4 protein-coding genes and 1 pseudogene are annotated in these 5,839 nt (G+C 47.2%); 2 read left to right on the forward strand and 3 right to left on the reverse strand.

Annotation, left to right across the window (positions count from 1 at the left end):
• Positions 1-242: pseudogene (locus V7051_RS24165) on the reverse strand (DUF934 domain-containing protein); the annotation flags it as partial.
• On the reverse strand, positions 229-1,881 hold the full coding sequence (locus V7051_RS24170) for a nitrite/sulfite reductase (RefSeq protein WP_333878962.1): 1,653 nt from the start codon (positions 1,879-1,881) through the stop codon (positions 229-231). The gene V7051_RS24170 and the pseudogene V7051_RS24165, both read right to left, overlap by 14 nt.
• Before the next feature lie 107 nt (positions 1,882-1,988).
• Between V7051_RS24170 and nhaD the strand changes: the two genes are divergently transcribed.
• On the forward strand, positions 1,989-3,287 hold the full coding sequence (gene nhaD, locus V7051_RS24175; protein ID WP_334181188.1) for a sodium:proton antiporter NhaD: 1,299 nt from the start codon (positions 1,989-1,991) through the stop codon (positions 3,285-3,287).
• Between the two features lie 99 nt (positions 3,288-3,386).
• Positions 3,387-4,715 carry an AmpG family muropeptide MFS transporter gene (locus V7051_RS24180; RefSeq protein ID WP_333878964.1) on the forward strand — a complete coding sequence of 443 codons (1,329 nt, stop codon included), beginning with the start codon at positions 3,387-3,389 and terminating at the stop codon, positions 4,713-4,715.
• A 273-nt stretch (positions 4,716-4,988) separates the two neighbouring features.
• Here V7051_RS24180 and V7051_RS24185 read toward each other — a convergent pair whose 3' ends face one another.
• Positions 4,989-5,174, reverse strand: a complete 186-nt coding sequence (locus V7051_RS24185) for a transposase (RefSeq protein WP_333878970.1) — start codon at positions 5,172-5,174, stop codon at positions 4,989-4,991.
• Positions 5,175-5,839: the final 665 nt, after the last annotated feature.

The raw sequence follows: 5,839 nt of genomic DNA on the forward strand, positions 1-5,839 counted from the left end.
TCGGCAAAGGCGGGGAAATCCAGCTCGATTAACGGGATGTCGTTTAAATCGGCGGCAATGTCTTCAACTGAATCGGCAGGTCCGATTCTGACGCCTATCTTTCCGTTGGACTTAAGCAATTGTTGCTTGTCTTTTTTCCAGCGGGCTAATGAAACGCTGATGTCGCCGTCTTTCAATTCGGCATCGTTGGCAACAAAGCTCCAGCTGTCGTCAACAATCTGTTTGTCTTTAATTATTTGCATAGACTTGCTCTTTGAAGGGGTTAATGCCAACGCGTTTTACCATGTCCAGGAATGATTCATCATCCAGGCGTTGCTTGATATAAACATCAAGAATGGTGGTGACTGCATGAGTAACTTGGTCTTTGGCAACGGCAGGTCCTAGGCGTTCGCCGATAGCCGCCTCGTTTTCCGAGGAACCGCCCAATGTCAATTGATACCATTCAGCGCCTTTTTTATCGACGCCCAGTATGCCGATATGGCCTACGCTTTGGTGCGCGCAGCCGTTCATGCATCCGGACATGTTGATTTTTACATCGCCTATGTCATGGAGGTAGTCTAAATCATCGAGAGCGTCGTTGATTTCTTTAGCGACGCTAATCGAGCTGGCATTGGCGAGTGAACAAAAGTCGAGGCCGGGGCAGCAAATCATATCGGTCGCGGTGCCGATATTTGGCGTAGCCAGTTTCAGCGCATCGAGTTGTTGCCACAGCGGGAATAGATCTGCCTGCTTTACGTCGGCAAGAATCAAATTCTGTCTGTGCGTGCTTCTGATTTCACCAAAACTGTATTGGTCGGCCATGTCGGCGACGGCGTCAAGTTGCGTATCGGTCATGTCGCCGGGAGGTGAGTCCGGCGCTTTTAATGATATGAATGCAGCACGATAACCGGCTATTTTGTGATCGGCAGTGTTGTATTTAACCCAGGTGGCAAAGGCGCTGTTTTCGAGTTGATGCAGCGCAAAGCTCGTATCCTGTGCGGCATTTGTTTGGTAGGCAGGTGGCGCAAACTGGGCTTTGACGGCCTCTATACGGTCGAGGGGCAGCTCCAGGTCATCCTTGATTAGCAGCCATTCTTTTTCGACCAGTTCGGAAAACTTTTCCATGCCGGATTCTTTGACCAGGATTTTAATGCGCGCTTTGTATTTGTTATCGCGGCGTCCGAATAGGTTGTAAATTCGCAGTATGGCTTCCAGATAAGACAGCAGGTGTTTTTTGTCTAAAAAGGGTTTGATGACTTGACCTATAATGGGGGTGCGGCCTAAGCCGCCGCCGACCAGTACTCTAAAGCCGATTTCACCGGCGTCATTGTTAACCAGATGCAAGCCGATGTCATGAAATTGAGTGGCTGCACGATCAAGCTTTGCGCCGCTGACAGCAATTTTGAATTTACGAGGCAAGTAAGCAAACTCGGGATGAAGCGTAGTCCATTGCCGGATAATCTCACAATAAGGGCGGGGATCTTCAATTTCATCGATACAAACACCGGCTAAGTGATCCGATGAGGTATTCCTAAGGCAATTGCCGCTGGTTTGAATGGCATGCATTTGGACGCTGGCTAATTCCTCGAGAATATCGGGAATTTTTTCCAATTGAGGCCAGTTAAACTGGATGTTTTGCCGGGTCGTGAAGTGGCAGTAGTTTTTATCGTAGGTCCGGGCAATATGAGCTAGCTTTCGGATTTGTTTGGCGTTGAGCAGACCATAGGGACCGGCTATCCGTAACATCGGGGCGTGAGTTTGAATGTAGACACCATTCATTAAGCGCAAGGCGCGAAATTGGTCGTCTGAGATGTGGCCTTTTAAAAAGCTTTCAGTCTGCCGTCTAAATTGGGCTACCCGTTGTTCAATGAGTGTTTGGTCGATGTCGTTATACTGATACATAAATGAGCGCTTAGTGCCTGTCCAGGCGAGTAATTACGACTAATAATCATATACTGTAGGTCATAAAATGACAAAGGTTATTGTATGGTGCTAATATTGTCCGTTAAATTTTTGGTAGTCTCGGTTTGACGGGAACAGAGCGGGGTATTTATACGGTTCTGATTTTTATCATTGCTTATGGCTTTGTCATGGCAGAGGAATTTACTCATTTGAGTAAGTCTAAGCCGGTTATTTTGGCGGCGGGTATTATTTGGGCAAATGCGGCCGTTTTAGCGGCTCAAGCGGGTGTTTCTGCTGAGGATATGCATGAAGCTTTCGAATACAATTTGAAAGAATATGCGGAGTTGATGTTATTCCTGTTAGTTGCCATGACTTATATTAATTCTATGGCTGAGCGAAATGTGTTTGAAGCTTTACGCTCCTGGTTAGTAAGAAAACAGTTCGGCTATCGGAAGCTGTTTTTGATTACCGGTATTATTACGTTTTTCTTGTCCTCAGTGGCTGATAACTTGACGGCGGCTCTATTGGTCGGCGCGGTGGTGATGGCGGTAGGTTCGGATAATCCTAAATTTGTCAGCATCGGTTTTGTTAATTTGGTGATTGCGGCTAATGCGGGCGGTGCGTTCTGTCCTTTTGGCGATATTACAACCTTGATGGTTTGGCAAGCTGAGTATGCTGAGTTTTTTGATTTCTTCAAGTTGTTTATTCCATCGGCGGTAAATTACGGGGTGCCGGCAGCGGTGATGTATTTTGCTGTACCTGATGAGCAACCTAAGGTCTCTGATGAAGCGGCTGTGCAATTAAAGCCCGGTGCGATACAGGTTTGTGTCATGTTCTTGTTGACTATCGTTACGGCGGTAAGTTTTAAGCAAGCGCTGCATTTGCCACCGTTTATGGGCATGATGGTCGGTCTTTCCGCGTTGATGCTTTACGGTTATCGCTTGAAAACAGTCTATCGCGTTGAAGGCGATGACGCGTTTGATATTTTCGATAAAGTGCGGCATGCCGAATGGGATACTTTGTTGTTTTTCTTTGGTGTGGTATTTGCCGTCGGCGGGTTAGGTTATATCGGCTATCTTGAGTTGTTGTCCGGCGCTATGTACGATGGCTTGGGTGCGACTACGGCAAATATTCTAGTGGGTGTGATTTCGGCGATTGTTGACAACATTCCTGTTATGTTTGCGGTGCTCAATATGAATCTGGATATGGATCTGTATCAGTGGTTATTGGTAACGTTAACTGCCGGTGTTGGTGGGTCGTTATTATCCGTTGGCTCTGCTGCCGGCGTGGCTTTAATGGGGCAGTCTGACCATAAATATACCTTTTTCAGTCATTTAAAGTGGACACCTGCAATTGCCGGCGGTTATGTGGCAAGTATCGTTGCTCATTATCTAATTAATGGCTGATGGCTCAAATATGCGCTGCACACCTCGTGCAGCGCTCGGCGACTGCTTCGGAACGATCATCATATCTATCTGTGCAGTCGCGTTTGTCAGGTAAGGCCAATGGCTAGCAGTAAAAGTTGGCGATTGGCCTTTTCAATTTACGTTCAGCCGCGAGTGCGCGGCATGATATTCCTTGGTTTTTCCGCCGGACTTCCTTTTTTATTGGTTTTTTCGACATTATCGGCCTGGTTGCGGGATGAGGGTGTGGAAAGATCGGTTATAGGTTTTTTTAGCTGGATCGGCGTTACCTATTCAATAAAGTTTTTTTGGGCTCCCGTCATCGACAGGTTGTCTCTGCCGTTGTTAACTAAATTTTTGGGTAAAAGACGCGCTTGGATGTTGCTTGCGCAGTTGGGGATTGTCGTCGGCCTGATTGGCATGGGGCTTTCGGATTCGCATCGCGAGTTGCAGCAGATTGCCTTCTTTGCTGTGTGGGTGGCATTTTGTTCAGCTACGCAAGATGTTGTGATTGATGCTTATCGTATTGAATCGGTAAATCCGGAGTATCAGGGCGCTATGGCGGCGACCTATGTGTTAGGGTATCGAATTGCTTTATTGGTAGCGGGTGCAGGGGCTTTTTATATCGCGGATTATGCCGGTTGGAAAGCGGCTTATTTTGTAATGGCGGCTGCCATGTCTGTGGGATTGGTGGCGACTCTTTGTCTTAAAGAGCCGGATCATGAGTCTTCTTGCGGGAGCGGCGAGAATGGTGCTGTAAAGCATCAGAAGATTTGGCGGCGGCTGTCGACAAGCTTTGTGGGTGCGGTGTTGAATCCCTTCGTGGAGTTTTTTGGGCGCAACGGCAGAGTCGGTTTGTTGATTTTAATGCTTATTGCAGTTTATAAAATGAGCGACATTACCATGGGGGTTATGGCGAACCCGTTTTATCTTGATTTGGGCTTTAGTAAAAAAGATATTGCTGATATTAGTAAAGTATTTGGCTTTTTTATGACTATTGCCGGTGCTGCAATGGGTGGGGTTCTGGTTGTTAAATATGGCATTATGCGTCCCTTGCTACTGGGTGCGATTATGGTAGCGTCTACCAATCTGCTGTTTGCTGTTTTGGCGGTTAGTGAACCTAATTTGTTACTGTTGTCAGGTGTTATAAGCGCGGATAATTTAAGCGGCGGCATAGCGACATCGGTTTTTATCGCTTATCTTTCCAGTTTAACCAATACTGCGTACACTGCCACGCAATATGCGTTGTTCAGTTCGCTGATGACTTTGCCTGCTCAGCTATTAGGGGGGTTTTCCGGGGTAGTTGTCGATAGTTATGGCTACACTGTTTTTTTTATTTATGCATCAGCGGTGGGTTTGCCGGCAATCGTGCTGGTGCTTTTATTGATGCGCTATCAAGGCCGGTCTAAGGTGTATAGCTCTGATCTGTAAGGAGTAGGGGGGGCAAAAGGGAATCTTTGATAGATGGATGCTGCCGTTACTTTAGATTCTGTTAACGTTTCATCTAAGCCATAAAAGCACCGAAGAAAATGACAGCATCCCCATGTAATTAATAGTCTTTTTCTCATAACGAGTAGCCATTCTGCGGTAGTGCTTGAGCTTACCGAACATGCATTCAGCTGCTTGTTAGTATGAATTTAATCGGCATGCCCAAGCCTTCGCAGAGGGTCATTATCGGCGCTGCTGTTTGCTGTTCCGGCCGCGCTAAGCATATGCTCTAATTACCGATCCATCCATTGAAATATCTTGTAAATCAGACATTTCAGAGAAATGATCAAAGAGTTTTTCCCATGTGCCATTAGCACGCCAGCGTGAAAAACACTTGAATATACTATTCCACTTACCCAGTGTTGCCGGCAAAAACCGCCACTGTGCTCCTGAACGTAATATCCACTAACAATCCACAAACAGACGCTAATAAATTGACAATTTCCGGGCCTGCAACGATGCGCCGGAAGGGTGCTCACACTGGACCTTGCTGCCATTGTCGGACCAAGTGGTGGGGTTGGGCTATGCCGCCTCGTGCAGCTATGAACTGATCCGCCGGCTTTTAAAAAACACTCTAAAACCCTGGCAGAAGCAGGAGTGGTGTATTCCGGGCGCCAGTGCGGAGTTCGTAGCGGCGATGGAACGTGTTCGATTTGATGATGATCTGCGAGCCCAAACAGGGATTTCGCCACGTGGGGATTACTGACAGGCGCGCCAAAATTGACTTCGCCCACAGTAGAAGCACATTACCGAACTCTATCCTGAGGCGTCAGTCATTCGTGTTGTGCTGGACAATCTCAACACCCATAAAATGGCGTCCTTGTCTGAGGCTTTTCCCGCCGAGCAAGCGCGTAACTTGGCACGAAGGTTGGAGTTCCACCTTGCCACCTATCAGTTTTTCATAACCTCACAAAATGTCGGCAAGGGCAGGTCATTTTGCAGGCATCGCATGAGGCTGCGCAATCCGAGCTTAAACAAAGAAACTAAACTGCGGTAGAGTTTTTTAACACTCCCAATGTTCAGCGTTGGTCTGCTCTTGCGTTTTTTTCAAGTGGCGTGGGATGATT

This window comes from Methylobacter sp. (assembly GCF_036845245.1).
Classification (GTDB): Bacteria; Pseudomonadota; Gammaproteobacteria; order Methylococcales; family Methylomonadaceae; genus Methylobacter_A.